The organism is Rhizobium sp. SVR5-2C (assembly GCF_056755115.1).
On sequence record NZ_JBNDHT010000080.1, the window covers coordinates 1 to 14,606 of the forward strand.

General features: G+C 59.9%; 13 protein-coding genes and 2 pseudogenes. 12 read left to right on the forward strand and 3 right to left on the reverse strand.

Translation table 11 applies throughout. From position 1 onward, the window contains the following. Positions 1-292: 292 nt before the first annotated feature. From ACPYOI_RS21450 to ACPYOI_RS21460, 3 genes and pseudogenes are all read right to left on the reverse strand, one after another. A complete protein-coding gene (locus tag ACPYOI_RS21450) occupies positions 293-568 on the reverse strand; it encodes a hypothetical protein (protein ID WP_481418672.1) in 276 nt (91 codons plus the stop codon). Between the two features lie 102 nt (positions 569-670). Next, positions 671-1,154 (reverse strand): annotated as a pseudogene (locus ACPYOI_RS21455) (MFS transporter); the annotation flags it as partial. Positions 1,155-1,371: 217 nt separating this feature from the next. After that, a pseudogene (locus ACPYOI_RS21460) lies at positions 1,372-1,527 on the reverse strand (non-homologous end-joining DNA ligase); the annotation flags it as partial. 135 nt (positions 1,528-1,662) lie between these two features. Here ACPYOI_RS21460 and ACPYOI_RS21465 point away from each other — a divergent pair. The 12 genes from ACPYOI_RS21465 (at position 1,663) to phnD (ending at position 14,577) form a co-directional block, all read left to right on the forward strand. Beyond that, positions 1,663-4,467, forward strand: a complete 2,805-nt coding sequence (locus ACPYOI_RS21465) for a helix-turn-helix transcriptional regulator (protein ID WP_481423340.1) — start codon at positions 1,663-1,665, stop codon at positions 4,465-4,467. Positions 4,468-4,494: 27 nt separating this feature from the next. Further along, entirely contained in the window at positions 4,495-5,610 is a 1,116-nt protein-coding gene (locus ACPYOI_RS21470) for an alpha/beta hydrolase (RefSeq protein WP_481423341.1), read from the forward strand. A gap of 426 nt (positions 5,611-6,036) precedes the next feature. Continuing rightward, a complete protein-coding gene (gene phnF, locus ACPYOI_RS21475; protein WP_481418675.1) occupies positions 6,037-6,825 on the forward strand; it encodes a phosphonate metabolism transcriptional regulator PhnF in 789 nt (262 codons plus the stop codon). After that, the gene (locus ACPYOI_RS21480) at positions 6,818-7,276 is read left to right on the forward strand and encodes a phosphonate C-P lyase system protein PhnG (RefSeq protein WP_481418676.1); all 459 of its coding nucleotides are present in this window, start codon (positions 6,818-6,820) and stop codon (positions 7,274-7,276) included. The genes phnF and ACPYOI_RS21480 overlap by 8 nt, the downstream gene beginning before the upstream one ends. Next, on the forward strand, positions 7,276-7,821 hold the full coding sequence (phnH, locus tag ACPYOI_RS21485) for a phosphonate C-P lyase system protein PhnH (RefSeq protein ID WP_481423342.1): 546 nt from the start codon (positions 7,276-7,278) through the stop codon (positions 7,819-7,821). The genes ACPYOI_RS21480 and phnH overlap by 1 nt, the downstream gene beginning before the upstream one ends. Beyond that, positions 7,821-8,918, forward strand: a complete 1,098-nt coding sequence (locus tag ACPYOI_RS21490) for a carbon-phosphorus lyase complex subunit PhnI (RefSeq protein WP_481418678.1) — start codon at positions 7,821-7,823, stop codon at positions 8,916-8,918. Before phnH ends, ACPYOI_RS21490 begins: the two co-directional genes overlap by 1 nt. Further along, the gene (locus tag ACPYOI_RS21495; RefSeq protein WP_481418679.1) at positions 8,915-9,829 is read left to right on the forward strand and encodes an alpha-D-ribose 1-methylphosphonate 5-phosphate C-P-lyase PhnJ; all 915 of its coding nucleotides are present in this window, start codon (positions 8,915-8,917) and stop codon (positions 9,827-9,829) included. Before ACPYOI_RS21490 ends, ACPYOI_RS21495 begins: the two co-directional genes overlap by 4 nt. Then, positions 9,826-10,644, forward strand: coding sequence for an ATP-binding cassette domain-containing protein (locus tag ACPYOI_RS21500; protein ID WP_481418680.1), 819 nt, complete (start codon positions 9,826-9,828; stop codon positions 10,642-10,644). The genes ACPYOI_RS21495 and ACPYOI_RS21500 overlap by 4 nt, the downstream gene beginning before the upstream one ends. A 21-nt stretch (positions 10,645-10,665) precedes the next feature. Next, a complete protein-coding gene (locus tag ACPYOI_RS21505) occupies positions 10,666-11,406 on the forward strand; it encodes a phosphonate C-P lyase system protein PhnL (RefSeq protein ID WP_481418698.1) in 741 nt (246 codons plus the stop codon). Further along, entirely contained in the window at positions 11,393-12,565 is a 1,173-nt protein-coding gene (locus ACPYOI_RS21510) for an alpha-D-ribose 1-methylphosphonate 5-triphosphate diphosphatase (protein WP_481418681.1), read from the forward strand. The genes ACPYOI_RS21505 and ACPYOI_RS21510 overlap by 14 nt, the downstream gene beginning before the upstream one ends. A 218-nt stretch (positions 12,566-12,783) precedes the next feature. Next, entirely contained in the window at positions 12,784-13,605 is an 822-nt protein-coding gene (gene phnC / locus ACPYOI_RS21515; protein WP_168830183.1) for a phosphonate ABC transporter ATP-binding protein, read from the forward strand. 57 nt (positions 13,606-13,662) lie between these two features. Next, entirely contained in the window at positions 13,663-14,577 is a 915-nt protein-coding gene (phnD, locus tag ACPYOI_RS21520) for a phosphonate ABC transporter substrate-binding protein (RefSeq protein WP_168830182.1), read from the forward strand. Positions 14,578-14,606 lie beyond the last annotated feature (29 nt).

A 14,606-nucleotide genomic window follows, 5' to 3' on the forward strand; every position in this document is an offset into this window, starting at 1 on the left:
CCCAATTCGGCTGGACCTTGAGGATTGCCCGTCAGAAGAGCGGCTGGGCGTGCTTTTGCGCCGCTTGCAGGGATAGCGTGGCAGATCGCTACCCGTTCCAGGTTTTTTTAGCCAGGCTCCGGCCGCACCTGGATGGCCACGCCTCGGCGGCACGGACGGCTAGCGGTTGAGAATCTCATCAACAATCACGAGATACCATGCAAATTCAGAAGTAACGACTGAAAGAAGCCGGGAAACCCTTCTATCGTTCGCAGTGTTTGCCCACGATGAGGGCCGTGGATCGGAGCGGGTTTTAGCTCTTCTGTTGGAAGTCCCGATCCACTCTTCCTAGCCAACGACGAAAACCGTCCACTAGCAGCCAAATGTCGTATTCCCATTCCAACCATAGAAGTTTAGCGTCGACATGCTGCAGATCAAGCCGCTGGCGAAGGCGCGTATAACGCTCGGATTGTTTATCCGGCAGGCCGGAAGCGCGAATAGAACGACGTCTTTGACGACGTCCGAAAGTCTCGAGCCGGCTCTCAAATTCATTAAGTTCTGCCCTGAGTGTTTCGAGATCGATTGCCATTTGGAACGTCCACTTTTTGTGTCCTGATTGAAATATATCGTATTACGATATATTTCAAGTGCGCCCGAATGATCGAGAGAATGGCGTCTATTACCCTTCAAAGCCGCGCCGGCCGACGAGACTGCCGAGGAAGCCCCGAGGAAGCGGCGATCGTCGCCGCCAGCGCGTTGCCCCCGTTCGGAACCGAAGCTTCCGGTACGAACCGCATGGCGGTTGCCGTCGACATCGACAAAAACCCCGATCACGACGCCAAACACGCCCGCCCGATCATCAGAACGGCGTAGTTTGGAGCTACGGTCACGACGAGACCCGGAGACGATCATCCGCCCGGTCATGGCAAGGAGGACGAACTTGCGGTCGATGCCTCCGAGGCTGAGGATATGAACAGGCTGGTAACGACCGCGAAGAAGACGGATATCGAGATAGCCTGCCCCGTCTGCCCTTCGGTGAGTGTCAGTTCGTTGGTGATCGGGGTGAGAAGCCTCACCGGCATGAATTCCGAGGCGATCAATGCGAATGCGCAGAGCGACATTGCGAAGACCGCACCCCAGTTCGCGTCGGACACTTCCGCCCGAATGTTTTGCATACCCAGGACCACGAGCTTCCCGAAACCAACGTCGACGAGCAACGCGCGCCGCCGGTCAACAAATAGCCGGGAGGAAGCTGGCGACGGCTACGGACGAGGAAGCGGCCGAAAACGAACAACGGATATCTTCCCGCTCGTGCAGCCTGGGGAGGAGCTTTGCGCATTGATGTCGCAGAGCAGGAAGCGAAGCGCTGGGAGGAGCGTTACATCCACGCCTATGGCCGCCGCGGGTCAGGATCCGAACGCCCTTAGGTTCGATCTGCACGGCCAGGCGGTATCCGCCGAGCTTGATCTCGTAGATCCAAGTCGGGCATCTGGGCACTTTCGGCTTGAGCAGCGCGAGGCAGGGCTCGATGCGTTGTGGCATTGGATCTAGGACTCCATATCTCGACGACTCACGCTTCGGGTAAAACCGGCTTTACGGGTCAATGTGTGGGTGGCAGACTGCTGGTATGCGTTCAACGCGGTCACCATTCGAAATGGTGTAGCGTCACCACCGGTTAATTGGATGTCCAAGGGGGCGAAAGACACTTATTTGCCACTGCGGAAACCACGCAGGCGTTCTGCTCGCTCAGAGTCTCAATTTTTACAGGGCCGCGAGCAGGATATTGCCCTGATCGATCATCTGTTAGAGGGGATCGATCAGAGTGGATCAGCACTCGTTATTAGCGGTGAACCCGGAATTGGGAAATCCGCAATCCTTGAAGTAGCGAAGCAGCGAGCCCTCAAACGCGATATGGCGGTTTTGAGCATGACTGGCGTCCTCGCCGAAGTTCATTTGCCGTTCGCGGCACTTGAGCAAGCACTGCGCCCGCTAATGAAGCAGATAACAGATTTGGCACCTCGCCAGCGATCCGCCCTACTGGCTGCTTTCGGTGTACACGATGATATGGGCGCACCTGATATGTTTCTGGTGGCGCTTGCGACACTATCTCTTCTTACCGAAAGCGCGACGCGCAGGCCCATCCTACTCATTGCCGACGATGCCCAATGGTTAGACGAGGCAACTTATGAGGTGCTGGCCTTTATCTCACGTAGACTGAGTTCGGATCCAATCGTTCTTTTGGTGGCCATGCGCGATGGCTTCAACCGTTCATTCGACGACGCCTCCACCCTGCGGCTCCGGCTTTCGGGACTGGACGATGCCGATGCCGAGCGTCTGCTTGACGTCCATGCGCCCGGCCTCCCTGGCGAACTACGCAGCCGCTTCCTCAAAGAGGCTTCCGGCAATCCCCTGGCCCTTTTGGAGCTACCTCGCCACGAGGGAGCGGCAGACGCTCGAGAGACGAGATGGCTTCCACTGACGCAGCGCTTGGAGCGTGCCTTTTCAGCCCGTTTGGGCGACCTTCCGGCTAAGGCCAGAACCCTGCTGTTTGTGGCAGCAGAAAACGACGAGACATCGCTCCACGAAATTCTCTCCGCCGCAAGAGCGGTGTTGGGCAAGCGCGTGCAGATCAATGACTTGGAACCGGCGATAGCGGCAAAGCTGGTCGAGGTTGACGAAACGGAGGTGCGGTTTAGACACCCGCTCGTACGTTCAGCGATGCACCAGGCGGCCGATCTAGCGACGCGGCAAAGGATCCATGCTGCCCTTGCGGTGACAGTTCGTGACCAACTGGATCGACATCTATGGCATCGTGCGGCGGCGACCATTGGACCAGATGACGAACTCGCAGGCGAATACGATTTAATGGCCTCCCGAGCAGTACGACGAGGGGCGGTAGCCATGGCAATCGAGGTTCTCGAAAAAGCGGCACGGCTGAGCAGCACGACAAAGGCCAAAAGCGACCGGCTCTTGCGTGCTGCCGAACTTGCCGCTGACCTCGCTCAGCCGGAATTACTAGAGCGTCTGATACGGCAGGCCGAGGTGGGCGAAGCCGATCATCTCGCAATTGCGAGGATCGGTTGGTGTCGTGAGATCGGCCAGCCTCCTATGGTCAATGATCCGACGAAAATCCCCACTCTTGTTGGCCTAGCAGCACGGGCGGATGCTGCCGGCGCCAAAGATCTTGCGAGTGACCTGCTCTGGCGCGCAGCTCAACGCTGCTGGTGGAGCAATGCAAATAGAGACATTCGCGAAAGCATCCTGGTCGCGGCAAACAACCTCGTCTTGCCAGAGGCGGATCCACGCTTAATTGCAATATCCGCGTACGCAGAGCCGCTTCAACTGGGAGGCTACGTATTCAGTAAACTCCAGCAGCTCACCGGAACAATTGACGGTAACCCGACAGTAGCAAGAATGCTCGGAAGCACGGCCAACGTCATTGGCGCCTTCGATCTCGGAGTAGGTTTTCTTGCCGACGCGGCTGCGGCATTGCGTGATCAGGGGCGGCTCGGCGACCTCGCGCGCGTGCTTTTTGCTCAAGCGTGGGCCGAAATGGAAGTGGGCGATTGGCCGGGGGCAATGCGCGAGGCCGAAGAATCCGTTCGGTTTGCCGGAGAGACTGGGGGGACTCTGTGGATCGCTGCGGCCACCATTGTCAAAGCAAAGCTTGCCGGAATGATGGGAGATCTGGAGCAATCACAGGCCTATGCGGCCCAAGCAGAAAGCCTGGCTCTGTCCGTTGGCGCCAGTTTCTTGCTGGCAATGCTGCAAATCGCTCGGGGCATATCGGCAATCGGCGCAGGTAGGCATTGGGAGGCTTATGAGCATCTGCGGCGTCTCTTTACTCCCGCAGATCCGGCTTTCAATTCCGGCCTTCAATTTTTTGGGCTCGCCGATTTCGTGGAGGCAGCCTGCTTCTCGGGAAACGCCAAAGCGGCCCATGAAGTAATCGAAGAGATGCAGCGCGTCGCGGCTCCCTCGCCGGTGCCGTGGGTCGAGACGATGCTGTACTATGGTAAAGCGTTGCTCGCGCCGCCCGCAGATGCCGAGCAATGGTTCTTGCAAGGTCTTGGGCCGGTCGCAAAGAAGTGGCCGTTTTTGAGAGGACGTCTTCTCCTGGCTTATGGCGGGTGGCTGCGCCGCCAGCGCAGATCCGCGGATTCGAGGGCTCCGTTGCGTGAGGCCAGAGATATATTCGATGCGCTGAGCGCCTCGCCTTGGAGCGAGCGCGCCAGAGAGGAACTGCGCGCTTCGGGCGAGGCCAGCCGCCGTCGAACCGAATACTCGTGGGAGATGCTGACTCCACAGGAGCTTCACATCGCACAACTCGCTGCCGAGGGTCTTTCGAATAAAGAGATCGGCACCAGGCTCTACCTGTCTCACAGGACGGTCGGTTACCACCTTCACCGGATCTTTTCGAAAACCGGCGTCACGTCGCGCTCCGGGCTGCGCAACATCCTTCCTAACATTAGCAACTCGGCGAGCTGACCGCCGAACTATCATCGGACTGGTCATTTGACAGAAGCGCTCGCTTCCCTTTGCGGGTTACCAGTGTGGCTGCATGCAACCTTCTCGGGGAGAATGACCGTGAAACTCTTGCCCTCACTAGCAACCCTCAGCCTCGGAGTAAGCCTTATGGTTCAACCTGTTCATGCGGCTCCGGACGCCGCCACCGACACCCGCATCGATCCTCAGGTTCGGGCGTTCCTCGCCAAGATCAATAAGGATTCGAGTCCATTCTGGAAACTGCCGCAGCCAAAGCCCCAGGAGATCTTGACCGGCCTTCAGAATTCAACACCCGTCGACATGTCGGGGGTGAACACGACCGAGGAAACGATCACCCAGGATGGTCAAACCGTAAAGATTTACATCATGAAACCCGAGCACTTCACCGGTAAGCCTGGCGTGCTGCTCTTTATTCACGGCGGCGTCTGGATCGTCGGTAATTTCCAAAACCATCAACGTCTTCTGCGGGATTTGGTGGTCGGCTCCGGCCAAGTTGGCGTATTCGTCGAGTATTCCTCCTTGCCTGAAGCGCGCTTTCCGACACAGCTAGATCAATCCTATGCCGTACTGAAATGGGTCGCCGCGCACGCTGAGGAATTCGGCGCGGACGGCAGCCGAATCGCGGTGGCTGGCAATTCGGTGGGTGGCAACATGACCGCAGCGCTGACGCTCATGGCCAAGGACCGCGGCGGCCCGAAGATCAGCTTTCAGGCACTTCTCATTCCGGCCACGGATGCAAGTGTCGATACCGGCTCATATCATGAGTATGGAGACGACCGTTTCCTGGCTCGCGCGTTCATGGAGTATGGCTGGGGCCTTTATGCTCCCGATGCCAAAACCCGCAATAATCCTTATGTGTCTCCACTACGCGCCAGCATCGATCAACTCAAGGGCCTGCCTCCCGCGCTTGTCATCACGGCCGAGAATGATCCGCTGCGTGATGAGGGCGAGGCTTATGCAAGGAAATTGAAGGAAGCCGGCGTAACGGTCGCCGCAGTTCGCTACAATGGCACGATTCATGACTTCGTTCTCTTGAACGCAATCCGCAACGTTCCTTCCACTGAGGCCGCAATCGACCAGATCAATGACAATCTACGTCATTATCTGGAGCCAGCGACACATTAACTTCTAGGGTAACGCGGCGTTCTCCACGCGGCGTTACCCTAAGATACCTGAGACCGTGCCGCCATCGAAACTGGCAGAAAGGCCGCTTGCGCCGCAGGCTCGTGATTGAGGTCGACGCCGTTCGTCTCCTTACAAGCACGACGCTCAGGAGACCTAATGCGCTTGCCGGCCCTGGCCGGCAGCGATCGTCCGGCTTTCATCACTGCGAGCGAGAACCGCTGATATCGTTCACAACTCCCACGCCATCCCGGAACGTCCGTTTCCGGGATACTTATTTCGGACAGCGTCAATTCAATTCCCTTCACTCGAGGCTCATCCTGTCATGCCGGGATAGCCGTCGATGTCGCAAATCTTCCGCCGCTTACACAAAAGCGTCACCGGCAGCCGCTATGTTAAGTCATCCGAATGAATTTAGGATTCATCCGAATGATTTATGAACAACGTTCGATCGAAGCGAGATCGCGGTCCGGACAGTGGCAGATCGTTGAAAAACAAATCAACAGGGATATCGTCTCGGGTGCTCTTGCGCCCGGAAGCCGTCTGCCGACGGAAACCGAGATCATGGATCAGTTCAAGGTCGGCCGGCACAGCGTACGGCGGGCGATCGCCGAATTGGCTTCTGCCGGCAAGGTGCGGGTTGAACAAGGCCGCGGCACCTTCGTGGAAGAGCAGTCCGTCATCACCTACAATATCGCCCGGCGAACGCGCTTTCGCAAAAACCTGCTGGAACAGGGGCGCGTCCCCTCCGGCCAGCCGGTCTCAGAATCCGAGATCGCAGCGCCACCCGGCGTCGCTGCGGCGCTGAAGCTTCTCGAAGGCGCCAAGGTCTACATGATCGCCCGGCGCGGCTTTGCCGACGACGTACCGATCAGCCTCAGCCATTCCTACCATCCGGTGGAGCGGTTCCCGAATATGCATCTGCGCCGCCGCGCGGGTGAGTCGGTCACCAGCATCTACGCTGCCTTCGGCATTCCTGACTATGTCCGGCAGAGCACCATGATCCTCACCCGCCGGGCGATCGGCGATGAAGCGGAGCTTCTCGCACAATCGTCCCAGCAGCCGGTGCTCGTCGTCCAGAAGACCGACGTCGACATGGAAGGCCGGCCGATCGCCTATTCCGAGACGGTCTGGGCCGGAGAACGCGTGCAATTCAGCATTGACAACGAGCCGGAGGATCACGTCGCGCCCCCGGCGAAAGGACAGGACGATGAATGAAACCATGGAAGCCGGCGCGCGCCCTGCCAGCTTCAGCCATGCAAGCATGCTCGACATACTTGCCAGGGCCGATGCCAAAGGAATCAAGGCTGTTGCGGAGGATTTACTCGATGAGCTGGGACCGGTGGAGGTTCTCGTGAACCGCACCGGCCTTGCGATGCTACCCTATATCGACACTGTACAGAACACGGCCTTCCATCTCGGCGAGGTACTGATGGCCGAAGCCCATATCCGCCTGCCGTGCCAGGGCGTGGAAGGCTATGGCGCCGTCATCGGGCGTGATCTCGAACATGCGATGGCGATGGCCGTCATCGATGCGAGCTTCGCAGGCGATATCGGCAAGGCCGGTATCGTGACCTTTCTGGCAGATGAGGAACGCCGTCAGGCGCAGGACGACGACATAAGGCTGCGCAAGGTCGAGGCGACGCGCGTACGGATGGAGACCTTCTGATGAGTCAGACCTTGCTCCTTCCGACTGATGAGGACATGCGTTCCAACGTCACTTTCGATGCGCTGATGTGGGCGCTAGCCCGCCCCGGCCGTGTCCAGCCCCTGCCCTTTCCAGGCCTGCTCGCGCTGGCGGAGAGCCTGCTCGACCGCGAATGCAGCTTCTTCTGCTCCGATGAGGGGCTGAAATCCGACATCGCCAGGATCGGCGCCAACGCCGTTGCCCTGCCGCAGGCTGAATATGTCTTCGCATCGATCGGTGACGACGCGGAAGTGTCCGCGCTTTCGGCGATGCTTTCCGGCAACTTGCTCTATCCTGATGCCTCGGCGACGATTTTCGCACAGGCACAGATTGGCTCTGGAACGAGGCTTCGCCTTACCGGCCCCGGCGTCAACGGTTCCGTCGATATCTCCATCGGCGGTGTGCATCCGGATTTCTGGACGCTGCGCGCGGAGGCCATCCGTTATCCCCTAGGCTGGGACATCTACCTCGCCGATGGCGAAAGCCTGATCGGTATTCCCCGCTCCACGAAGATAGAGGTGCTCTGATGGCCTATGTTGCAACGCGCGGCGGCGAACACGCTATTGAACAGTCCGAGCGTCTCTACCGCGAAGAGCTTGGACAGATCGACAAGGCCCGCGTCGAGGCGATCGGCGAGAGCCTGCCCTACCTCGTCGACCGTGTCATGGGCGAGGCTTCGCTCTACGCGCCCGAGCTAGCGGCGCTGGCGCTCGCTCAGTCCGGCGGCGATCTCTACGAGGCAGTGCTGCTGCTGCGCGCCTACCGCACGACCCAGCCGCGCCTGACGATTGCCGAGCCGGTTCGCCAGCAGGATCTCTTTACCGTCAGACGTATTTCGGCTGCTTTCAAGGATATTCCGGGCGGCCAGATCCTCGGGCCGACGCTCGACTATTCGCATCGTCTGCTGAATGTCGACGTGCTGAACGGCACGGCTTTCGTCCCCGAGCCGGTGGAAGCGGCAGAACAGCCGGCACCCGCCACACAGCCGTCGCTAACGGACTGGCAGAAGGCGCAGGGCCTGATCGCCGAGACGCCGGCCGAGGATGTGCCGGTCGACGAGATTCCCGACGTCACCCGCGAGCCGCTGTTGTTCCCGGCAAGCCGCGCCCACAAGTTGCAGAGCCTTGCGCGTGCAGATACCGGCGGCACGCTGGCGCTCGGCTACTCCACCATGCGTGGTTATGGCAGCGTCCACCCGACCGTCAACGAGCTGCGGCTCGGGGAAGCCGAAGTGCGCATCCGCCATTCGCGCGGTACGCTCTTCAGCGCCGGACGCGCCCGCGTCAGCCAGAGCGAGGTCATCTCCAAGAGCAAGGGCCTGGAGCTCGGCTTTTCTGCCACCTTTGGCTGGAACGAGGTGAAGGTCATCGCCGCCGCCTCGCTCGATCTCGCCTCCAACCAGCCCAATCCGCATCCGGCCTCGAACGAGGAGTTCATCCTCTACCATACGGAGCCGGTCGAAAGCTCGGGCTTCTGCATCCACTTCAAGCTGCCGCACTATGTGACCTTCCAGTCGAGCCTCGATGCGCTGCGGCGCGTCAAGGCCGACAAGGCTGCCAATGAACCCAGCGCGCCCCAAGATGGCGCGGCAAAGCAGGCCGAACTCGAAAAGGCAATGCCGTGAAACTCGATCAATTGACCAAACCTTGGGCGGCCTTCAGCTATAGCTTCCTGGATGAATCCGCCAAGCGGGAGATGCGCCGCCGCATCCTGAAAGCCATTGCCATTCCCGGCTATCAGGTGCCCTATGCCAGCCGCGAAGTGCCGATCGCCCGAGGCTGGGGAACCGGCGGCCTGCAGGTGACGCTGACGCTCTTGAAACCCACCTCCGTCGTCAAGGTCATCGACCAGGGCGCCGACGATTCCGTCAATGCCAGCAGCATCCGCAAGTTCCTGCGCCGCGTCAGCTCGGCCAGAGAGACCCTGGATACGCTGGAGGCCGATATCATCCAGTCGCGCCATCGCATTCCGGAGGAGAAACTGCGCGAAGACCAGATCCTCGTGCTGCAGGTTCCCAATCCCGAGCCGCTGCGTCCGGTCCAGCCGGATATGTCCGAAGCGCGCATCATGCATGGTGATGCTGATTATGGTCAGCTCTGGCTGACACTCTACGAACAGCTCGTGCGCTCCGGCCGCATCATGCAGGGTTCCAGCTATCCGAGCATGGTCAACGGACGCCATGTGATGACCCCTTCGCCGATCCCGCGCTGGGACGTGCCGAAGATGAACCAGGCGGCGAACCTCACCATCCTCTCTGCGGGCCGCGAAAAGCGTATCCATGCCGTGCCGCCCTATACGCGCGTCGAACCGCTCGTTTTCGACGACGTGCCCTATCGGGTCGAAGATCATGCCGACAAGATTTGTCATCGCAGCGGCGTAACAGGCTACTTCATGAACGAACTGCCGCAGGACGACGGCTCCTCGAGTTTTGAAGTCTCCGACAGCCAGTACGGCGTCAAGCACATCCGCAAGGGGCAAGGTGAGACCGTCGCCATTGGCGAAACCTATTACAAGCAAGGCAGGATCGAGCAATGACCGCCGCAAATCTTTCCGCCTCCGGGCGCCAGCCGCCGCGGCTGATGCTGTCCTCGCCCATCCTGACGATGAACGGCATCCGCAAGAACTTCGGTGACGTGCAGGCGCTGCGCGGCGTCGACGTCACCGTCTATCCCGGCGAAGTGCTGGGCATCGTCGGCGAATCCGGCTCCGGCAAATCGACGCTGCTTAGAATGATGAACCTCGAAGACAGGCCCGATGACGGCGAATACAGGCTGGCGCTTCCCGGCCGTGAAGACCTCAATCTCTTCACGCTCGACCGTTTCGAGCGGCGGATGCTGCGGGCGCGCCATATCGGCATCGTTTACCAGAACCCGCATCTTGGTCTCCGAATGAACCATACGAGTAGCGGCAATGTCGCCGAGCGGCTGCTGATTGCCGGCGAGCGGAATTTTGCTGTGCTTCGCGCCCGCGCGAAAGGCGCGCTCGATGCCTCGGAATTTCCGGTAGCGCGCATGGATGCCCGCCCGGCAGAATTGTCCGGCGGCATGCAGCAGCGCGTGCAGCTTGCCAAGGCGATCGCGCTCGAACCGGCCCTACTTCTGCTCGACGAGCCCACGACGGGGCTCGATGTGAGCGTCCAGGCGCTGGTGCTCGATACGCTGAAGCGGCTGCAGCGCGAGCGCCGGATCACTATCGTCATCGTTTCGCATGATCTCGGTGTTATCCGCACCATGGCGGACCGTGTCATGGTGATGCGCAACGGCGAAGCCGTCGAAGAGGGCCTCGCCGACCAGATCTTCCAGGATCCGCAGCATGAATACACGCAACAGCTCGTGCATGCGAAGCTTTGACAGGAGGCTGACCCGGTGAACATGCACACACATCCTGCCGCTCCCGCGCAAACGATCCTCTCTGTCCAGGGGCTGGCCAAGCATTTCGAGATGCATCATCTCAAACGCACGCTGCACGCCTTCGACAAGGTCGATTTCGAGCTGCGCGAGGGCGAATTCATCCTGCTGACGGGAGAAAACGGCGCCGGCAAATCAACCCTGCTGCGCACACTTTACCGTTCCTATCTGCCGCGATCAGGCCATGCCTATTACCACACGCGCGAAGGCGTCATCGACCTGACGGTAGCAGCCGATGTCGATATCGCTCTCCTGCGGCGCCGGGAGATCGGCTTCGTAACGCAGTTCCTGCAGGCGCGACCGCGCGTAGCGGCCGAAGAATTGGTCGCCGAACCGCTGCGCCTTGCCGGCCGACCTTATAGCGAAGCGATCGAAGAGGCCCGCCGCTGGCTCTCCGCCTTCGGCGTCAAGCCTGGACTCTGGGCCGCCTACCCCTCCACCTTTTCCGGCGGCGAGCAGCAGAAGGTCAATCTGGCGCGTGCGCTCATCCTGCCACAGCGGCTCCTGTTCCTCGACGAGCCGACCGCTTCGCTCGATAAGAATGCGCGCCGCGCACTTGTTGCACGTCTCGCCGAGCTGAAAGCCGCGGGTGTCGCGATGATCGGCGTCTTTCATCACCCCAACGATGTCGCGGATCTCATCGACCGCGAAATCAGCCTTCAAACCAAACAGATCCACGATGGAGCAGAGAATGTGGTTGAGTGATTTCGAAATCGTGCTGCGCGATAGGACCATACCGCGCGGCGCAATTAGGATCGAAGATGGCATGATCGCTGACATCAGAGAGGAGCCAGTGGCTTCGGCCGATATTGCCGGCGATGGCAGGCTTCTGCTTCCGGGTTTTATCGACATGCATGGCGACATGATCGAGCGCGAGATCGAGCCGCGGCCGAATGTGCGCTTTCCGCTGGAGCTCGGCATTTTCGAGCTCGACAAGAAGCTCGCCGGCAACGGCATCACCACCGCCTATGCGGCCCTGTCCTTCCATGCCAACAGCAGCTACGGCCATATTCGCTCGGAAGAACATTCACGCTCGATCATCCAGACCCTCGTTGAGCTCCGAAAAAACGATCTTCTGATCGACCATAGAGTTCATGCGCGCTTCGAAATCACCTTCACCCACGCCCGCGTCGTGATCGAAGATCTGCTGCGAGCCGGCGCCCTCGATCTCATATCGCTGATGGACCATACCCCAGGTCAGGGCCAGTATCGCGATGTCGAACGGCATATCGAGACGATCGCGCGCAACAACAAGATCACCCTTGAGCAGGCTGCCCAGCGCGTGCGCGAACGCATGGAAAACCGCGCCCAGAACAATGACGCGGTCGACAATCTGCAGGGCATCGCTGCGACGGCGCGCGACCATGGCGTCATCATCGCCTCCCACGACGATGACAGCATCGAGAAGGTCGCAATCGTCGAGGGGCTGGGGACGCGCATCAGCGAGTTTCCGGTAACGATGGCCGCCGCTCAGGAGGCCCGCAAGCTCGGACTTGCGACCGCGATGGGCGCGCCGAACGCACTTCGCGGACTATCCTATTCGGGCAATCTTTCTGCCCGCGAAGCCTATGAACGCGGCGTTCTCGACATCCTGGCGAGCGACTACCATCCCTCCGCCATGCTTCCGGCGGCCATCGCGCTTGCGGATGCCGGATCGGGCGGATTGCCGGCTTCTGTTGCACTGGTCAGCGCCAACCCCGCCAGGGCGCTCGGGCTTACAGACCGCGGGGTGATCGAGATCGGACTGCGTGCCGATCTCGTCATCGCCGAACACGGCCGCCTTCCGCGGGTACGGGCAACCTTCTGCCGGGGCAAACAGGTCTATTCGGACGGAATTGTTTCGCGATTCCAACAGGCTGCGTAAGCGGCCTGATGCCGAAGGGCCGTGTAAACTCCCTCCTGACAAAATACATCCGGAAAGTTCGGATGTATTACTTGATGAAAACAGTGTAACTACCGACAAATATTGAGAAATTACTTAATAAAACTGTCATACGGGAATGCTATATTCCATTTCATAGGCTGGCATTTAAGTATAATTCAGTTGCGTCTTTGACGTTTCTGACAAGCAGAGGTCTTCCGGTGCTTGAACTTCACTCCCTCAAGAAGAAATTCGGTCAAACACACGCAGTCGACGACGTAAATCTGTCGATCGATGCCGGGCAGATGGTTGGCATCATCGGTCGCAGCGGGGCGGGCAAATCGACGTTACTCCGGCTGATCAACCGCCTGATCGATCCGACATCCGGCACTGTCATGTTCGACGGCAAGGACATCACCAAGTTGCGCGGCCGAGAGTTGCGCCTCTGGCGTGCCTCCTGCGCCATGGTGTTCCAGCAGTTCAATCTGATCGAGCGCATGGACGTCCTGACCAACGTGCTGATCGGCCGCGTCGCCCAACACGGGTTCGTCTCTTCCATGCTGCGCCGCTTCACGGATGAGGAAAAGGAAATGGCGATCCGTGCGCTCGACCGGCTCGACCTCGTGCCACAGGCGCTGCAGCGGGCGGGCACGTTATCAGGCGGACAGCAACAGCGCGTCGCTATCGCCAAGGCGCTGGTCCAGAGCCCGAAGATCATGCTTGCCGACGAGCCGATCGCGTCGCTCGACCCGGCCAATGCGACGCGCGTCATGGAGGCGCTGCGCAAGGTCAACCGCGAGGACGGCATTACCGTTCTCGTCAATCTTCATACGCTCGATACTGCTCGCAACTATTGCGAACGCATCATAGCCATGCGGGCCGGGCGGGTGCGCTTTGACGGCGCACCGGCGGATCTGACTCAGGAACGGGTCCGCGAAATCTACGGTACGGACGATTTCGACGCAGAAATCGACGAGGCCGTGACATCCACCTCATTCAACGCAGGTCGAACCGTAAAAGAGAAGGTCTACCAGGCGGTATGAGTTTCGCCCGCGGCTCCGTTAGGCCGCTGGCTTTCCTTTTGCAACAGGAGAGTTGGAATGAAAAACGTCCTCATGCTTGCGGCCGTAACGGCTGCACTTGCCCTTTCCAGCCAGGCCCATGCCGACGGTTGGAAAGACCAGTACAAGACGATCCGTCTCGGCGTTCTCTCAGGCGAAAACGAAAAGGACCGCATCGCACGCCGCGTCGGCTTCCAGCAATATCTGGAAAAGGAACTCGGCGTGAAGGTCGAGATCTTCACCGCCGGCAATTATGACGGCGTCATCCAAGCGCTCGCCTCCGACCAGATCGAATTCGCCTTCCTAGGCTCCTCGGCCTATGCCGCCGCCTATACCGAGACGAATGGCGGCGTCGAACCGCTGCTCGCAAACCAGGAACAGGACGGCTCGACCGGCTACTATTCGGTCATCACCGTTCGTTGCGATTCCGGCTACAAGTCGGTCGACGACCTGAAGGGAAAGGTGCTGGCGTTTGCCGATCCGGATTCGACGTCCGGCTATGCCGTGCCCTTCTACAACCTCGTCAAACAAGGCTACGATCCGAAAACCTTCTTCTCGGCCATTCCCTTCTCCGGCGCCCACGAAACCGGAGTCATGGCCGTCGCCAACAAGCAGTTCGACGCCGCTGCGACCTATGTCAACAACGAGGTTAGCGGCATCCCGCAGCGCATGGAATCCAAGGGCATGATCCCGAAGGGCGAGATCTGCCGTATCTGGCAGTCGCCGGAAATCACCAATGGCCCGTTCACCACCCGCACCAACCTGCCCGCCGACATGATTGCTGAGGTCAAGGCGGCGGTAAAGGCAACGCCGGAAAAGGCGCCTGACGCTTTCAAGGAAATGAGCGGTGGCGACAACTCCACCTCCAAGGGTTATGTCGACGTCGACCACCAGCGGTACCAGTGGATCGTCGACATGCGCGACTGGCTGAAGAAGCAGCGCCGCAACGGCTGACATCCCTCATCCACGTCATGCACGGGAGC

Coding starts and splice junctions, on each gene's coding strand:
- phnF (WP_481418675.1), top strand. CDS start 6,037: ATGATTTATGAACAACGTTCGATCGAAGCGAGATCGCGGTCCGGACAG.
- phnH (WP_481423342.1), top strand. CDS start 7,276: ATGAGTCAGACCTTGCTCCTTCCGACTGATGAGGACATGCGTTCCAAC.
- ACPYOI_RS21490 (WP_481418678.1), top strand. CDS start 7,821: ATGGCCTATGTTGCAACGCGCGGCGGCGAACACGCTATTGAACAGTCC.
- phnD (WP_168830182.1), top strand. CDS start 13,663: ATGAAAAACGTCCTCATGCTTGCGGCCGTAACGGCTGCACTTGCCCTT.
- ACPYOI_RS21505 (WP_481418698.1), top strand. CDS start 10,666: ATGCACACACATCCTGCCGCTCCCGCGCAAACGATCCTCTCTGTCCAG.
- ACPYOI_RS21450 (WP_481418672.1), bottom strand. CDS start 568: ATGGCAATCGATCTCGAAACACTCAGGGCAGAACTTAATGAATTTGAG.
- ACPYOI_RS21480 (WP_481418676.1), top strand. CDS start 6,818: ATGAATGAAACCATGGAAGCCGGCGCGCGCCCTGCCAGCTTCAGCCAT.
- ACPYOI_RS21500 (WP_481418680.1), top strand. CDS start 9,826: ATGACCGCCGCAAATCTTTCCGCCTCCGGGCGCCAGCCGCCGCGGCTG.
- ACPYOI_RS21465 (WP_481423340.1), top strand. CDS start 1,663: ATGTCCAAGGGGGCGAAAGACACTTATTTGCCACTGCGGAAACCACGC.
- ACPYOI_RS21510 (WP_481418681.1), top strand. CDS start 11,393: ATGTGGTTGAGTGATTTCGAAATCGTGCTGCGCGATAGGACCATACCG.